The sequence below is a fragment of the Bartonella queenslandensis AUST/NH15 genome, from assembly GCF_000312585.1.
GTDB lineage: Bacteria > Pseudomonadota > Alphaproteobacteria > Rhizobiales > Rhizobiaceae > Bartonella > Bartonella queenslandensis_A.
In genome coordinates, this window is sequence record NZ_HE998149.1 from 1 (window position 1) to 369 (window position 369).

1 protein-coding gene is annotated in these 369 nt (G+C 44.4%); it reads right to left on the reverse strand.

What is annotated here, in order from left to right; all coding sequences use genetic code 11:
- The coding region (locus BN338_RS09685; RefSeq protein ID WP_039761793.1) for a DUF3987 domain-containing protein at nt 1-369 on the reverse strand (369 nt) is incomplete at both ends.

The following is a 369-nucleotide window of genomic DNA, read 5'->3' on the forward strand; positions in this document are numbered from 1 at the left end:
GCAAGGCTTGCTATGGTCTTAGGCATTTTCAAAAGATGCGCTTGTAAACTTTCCGAGAAATGACCTCCTTTGACCTCTTTATGAAGATGCTCCAGCCATTCATAAAATGTCACTTGGGCTTTGGGAGAAAAACGCATGATCAGCGGATGTTCTGGAGATCCTAATCGTTTATCACGAAACGAGCGAAACACCCCTTCATACTTTTGCCATGCCTCTTGATTGGGAGCTCGATCAACCAATTGCCATTCTTTATTATCATCGGGCCAGACAATCATTTGAAAGCGTTGCAACAAACCATCATCGTTTGTTCCACGGTGCATGGCTTGAAGAATGGGAATGATGCGAGAGGGTTGAATGCCTCCAATCATC